The following is a 3,869-nucleotide window of genomic DNA, read 5'->3' as shown; positions in this document are numbered from 1 at the left end:
ATTAAAAGTTACTCACCAAACCAAAACTAAACAATGAATTCAAAATTCCATCTTGCCCTCCCTTGCATCAATATTAAAGAAACTAGGAAATTTTACCTGGAAATCCTTAAGGCAGAAAGAGGAAGATCGGGAGAGAATTGGCTGGATATAAATCTTTATGGAAATCAATTGACTTTTACCCAGGCAGGAAATTTTAATTTTGACTTTAAAAGTTACCGATTTAGTGATCATGTACTTCCCTCATTCCACTTTGGAGTAATAGTTAATGCAGAGGTCTGGAAGAATTTGTATGGCAGATTGTCAGAAATGGATCTTGAAATAACAACAGAAGCTACTTTTTTGAAAGATAGGACAGGGGAACATTTGTCTTTTTTTGTACGGGACCCAAATGATTATATGGTGGAGTTCAAAAGTTTTATGAGGGAAGGTGAGATTTTTGCAACTGATTATTAGTAACTAGTAGCTTGCAAATTAGTTGACAGTGGCTAGTTATTCCATCTTTTGAAATAACCCATGCAGAAATAATTTAACCTTAAGCTCATCATAGTTCCTGGCTGTACAATAGTTACTTAAATTTAAAAATAGATATCCTTAAAGATGAATATCTCCTTTTCCCAATTAAAAATGTTTTTTGTTTTTGCTTTACTTTCTATAGCATTTAGCAATTCACAGACTCTGACCGGATACGACTTGTGGTTGGAATACTCTGAAATAAGAGAGCCAACAACATTATCGGAGTATCAAAAGTTCACAAATTCTATATTTTTCTCAGGAGGCAATAGCATTCTTCTAAATGCGCAAAAAGAACTTGTCAAGGGTCTGAATGCGATGCTGGGACGAGAATCCGATGTTCAGGATTCCCCAAATTTATTGAATACCATGTGGGTGGCTAAGAAAGATGGTCTTAACCAGGAGTTACAGAGTGCACTAAAAGGCTATTTTGAACAGATTGGCAAAGAAGGATTTATTATTAAATCTGTGTCAGTAAATGGAAAGAATATTTTATTGATTTCAGCGAACGAAGATATAGGGATACTTTACGGCGTATTTAAATTTTTGCAATTGATGAAAATGCAAAAATCACTCGAGGGGGTTAATCTCATAGAAGCACCAAAAATTGAATTAAGAATGCTTAATCATTGGGACAACCTTGACCGCACCATAGAACGCGGATATGCCGGGTTTTCGCTTTGGAACTGGCAGAAACTTCCAAAATATATAGACCAGCGCTATAAAGACTATGCACGGGCTAATGCCTCAATAGGTATTAATGCCACTGTATTAACTAATGTAAATGCAAATGCCCTGGTATTAACTTCTGCTTATTTAGAAAAGGTGGCTGCTTTAGCTGATGTTTTTAGGCCGTATGGGATAAAAGTATATTTAACGGCCAGGTTTTCTGCTCCCATTGAAATAGGAGGATTAAATACTGCAGACCCTTTGGATAAGGACGTAATTGAATGGTGGAATAATAAAGTGACAGAGGTTTATAAATATATCCCGGACTTTGGTGGTTTTTTGGTTAAGGCCAATTCTGAAGGACAACCCGGTCCACAGAATTATGGAAGAACCCATGTAGATGGGGCAAATATGCTGGCAACTGCATTAAAACCATTTGATGGATTGGTAATTTGGAGAGCCTTTGTGTATTCTGAAACGGATGCAACAGACAGGGCAAAACAAGCCTTTACAGAATTTGTGCCCTATGATGGTAATTTCCTGGAGAATGTTTTGGTTCAGGTAAAGAACGGGCCAATTGATTTTCAACCGAGAGAGCCTTTTCATCCGATGTTTGGAGCTATGCCCAATACACCACTGGTTATGGAGTTCCAAATTACCCAGGAATATCTTGGTTTTAGTTCCCATCTGGTATTTCTTCCTAAACTGTACGAAGAAGTGTTAGATGCTGAGACCTATCGAAAAGGCAAAAATAGCACAGTGGCTAAAGTTATCGATGGATCGTTATTCAATAAAAAAATATCCGGAATGGCCGGAGTGGCAAATATTGGGACAGATATGAATTGGACTGGGCATCCATTTGCGCAGGCTAACTGGTATGGATATGGACGTTTGGCATGGGATCCTTACCTGAGTTCTGAAAACATTGCCGAAGAGTGGTTGCGTTTAACCTATTCCAATAATTCAGAATTTGTTAAGCCCGTTAAAAGCCTAATGATCGCTTCCAGGGAAGCCGTTGTTAACTATATGACCCCAATGGGTTTACACCATTTGATGGATACAGGTCATCATTACGGTCCGGGTCCATGGGTGGGCGATTTAAGCAGGCCTGAGTGGAATCCTACTTATTATCACAATGCCGATAAGAATGGTATTGGATTTGATCGTACCCCTTCAGGAAGCAATGCTACAACTCAGTATGCTCCTGAGATTGCCAAAATTTTTAATGACCCGGAAACTTGTCCGGAAGAATACCTCTTGTGGTTTCATCATTTACCCTGGGATTATAAGCTAAAGAATGGAGGAATATTATGGGATGCAATTGCTTTAAAATATCAAAAAGGTGTTGACCAGGTAGAAGAAATGATGAACATCTGGAAGCAAGCAAAAACTTATATTTCTGATGATCAATACAATGAAGTAAGGATGCTTCTCGAAATTCAGCTTCAGGAGGCAAAATGGTGGAGGAATGCAAGCCTTCTCTATTTTCAGACATTTTCGGGAAGAGAATTGCCACTTGGAGTGGGAAGACCGGAGGAAAACCTGGAGTATTACAAATCCTTAAAATTCCCTTATGCCCCTGGAAATTAGTACTCAAGGATATTTATTAAGGTTTTTTTGATTAACTTTCATCAGTCTGTTAAGAAAATAACTTAAGGACCTTGATAAATAATATCAATAACTTTTAATTACTGAATAATGTAACTAAAACCAATTTATGGATCCTTCGAAATTTAGAATCTTAAGTGTGCATTTGCTGGCTGCAATCCTACTTTTTGGATGCAAGGACAAAACAACAAGCAAAATAGCAGAATCTTCCAAAGATGAGCTTCCCGAAGATACTGTCTCAATCATCAGAGTCAACCCTTTGCCGTTAATTTCAGATATCTATACTGCTGATCCATCGGCACATGTATTTGAAGGGAAATTGTACATCTATCCTTCCCACGATTTTGAATCGGGTGTTCCGGAAGATGATTTAGGGAGTCATTTTGATATGAACGACTATCATGTATTCTCGATGGATAGTATAGGAGGTAATGTTACAGATCATGGCGTTGCTTTGCACATTAAAGACGTTCCGTGGGCAGGAAGGCAGATGTGGGCCCCTGATGCGGCAGAAAAAAATGGTATCTATTATTTCTATTTCCCTGTAAAGGATAAATCAGATATATTTAAAATTGGCGTAGCCACAAGTGAAAATCCTTTTGGGCCATTTAATGCAAAAGAGCAGCCTATTGAAGGAAGTTTTAGTATGGATCCTGCTGTTTTTGAAGATACCGATGGTGTCTATTATATGTATTTTGGTGGTATTTGGGGTGGACAGTTACAGCGATGGTCCAGCGGAACTTATAAGAGTGAAGATGTTTACCCGGCTGAAGACCAGATGGCGTTAACTCCTAAAATTGCAAAGTTGACAGATGACATGCTGGCTTTTGCAGAAACTCCCGCAGATATACAAATACTTGACAAAAATGGAAGTCCAATACTGGCAGGTGATAATGAACGACGTTTCTTTGAAGCTGCATGGGTTCATAAGTACAATGGAAAGTATTATTTATCCTATTCAACAGGTGACACTCATAATATCGCATATGGTATTGGTGATAATCCTTACGGTCCTTTTACCTACCAGGGAGTCATTTTGAAGCCCGTATTAGGCTGGACCAACCATCATTCCATAGTTGAGT

The 3,869-nt window shown here is 38.4% G+C and carries 3 protein-coding genes; all 3 read left to right on the top strand.

The annotated features are described in order from the left end of the window. The first annotated feature begins 33 nt into the window (after window positions 1–33). Window positions 34–453, top strand: coding sequence for a VOC family protein (locus WBM60_RS15220; protein ID WP_424259494.1), 420 nt, complete (start codon window positions 34–36; stop codon window positions 451–453). Between the two features lie 171 nt (window positions 454–624). After that, window positions 625–2,769 (top strand): alpha-glucuronidase family glycosyl hydrolase, encoded by a 2,145-nt coding sequence (locus WBM60_RS15215; RefSeq protein ID WP_424283283.1) that lies wholly within the window; start codon window positions 625–627, stop codon window positions 2,767–2,769. A gap of 127 nt (window positions 2,770–2,896) precedes the next feature. Then, the coding region (locus WBM60_RS15210) for a glycoside hydrolase family 43 protein (RefSeq protein WP_424283282.1) at window positions 2,897–3,869 on the top strand (973 nt) is incomplete at its 3' end.

Origin of the sequence: Eudoraea sp. (assembly GCF_049669105.1) — a bacterium.
GTDB lineage: Bacteria > Bacteroidota > Bacteroidia > Flavobacteriales > Flavobacteriaceae > Eudoraea.
This window is presented reverse-complemented; position numbering and strand designations above follow the sequence as displayed.

Bases quoted from the DNA above. Each gene is read 5' to 3' on its own strand.
- WBM60_RS15220 (WP_424259494.1), top strand. From the start codon at position 34: ATGAATTCAAAATTCCATCTTGCCCTCCCTTGCATCAATATTAAAGAA.
- WBM60_RS15215 (WP_424283283.1), top strand. From the start codon at position 625: ATGTTTTTTGTTTTTGCTTTACTTTCTATAGCATTTAGCAATTCACAG.